This window comes from Sulfitobacter sp. UBA4523 (assembly GCF_002388305.1).
Taxonomy (GTDB): Bacteria; Pseudomonadota; Alphaproteobacteria; order Rhodobacterales; family Rhodobacteraceae; genus Sulfitobacter; species Sulfitobacter pontiacus.
Genome location: NZ_DGMH01000021.1, coordinates 30,685 through 31,004, shown reverse-complemented (window position 1 = coordinate 31,004; position 320 = coordinate 30,685). Strand labels below are relative to the sequence as shown.

The window sequence follows — 320 nt, the reverse complement described above, 5'->3', positions numbered from 1 at the left end:
TCGGGGCGCAATGGCGGGCAATTGGGGAGTGGTCAGCGCGTCGAACAGGACGCGCTGGAAAAGATGGTCGGACGCGACGCCGCAACGCGCCTATGGGATCTGGGCGAGGACGCCAAAACACTTGTCAAAAGCCTGATCAAGACCCATGACATCGATTGCCACCTCAAGCCCGGCGTCGCCTGGACCGCCAGTTCTGCCGGTGACGTAGAGCATCTGCACGCCTATGCCGGCGTCTTGCAGGACCGCTATGGCTACGACCAAATAGAGGTGTTGGACCGCGACGCGCTGCGCAACGTCTGTGCGTCGCCCGCCTATCGCGG

General features: G+C 63.1%; 1 pseudogene. It reads left to right on the top strand.

Annotation, left to right across the window (positions count from 1 at the left end):
* A pseudogene (locus tag B3849_RS04690) lies at positions 1-320 on the top strand (FAD-dependent oxidoreductase); the annotation flags it as partial.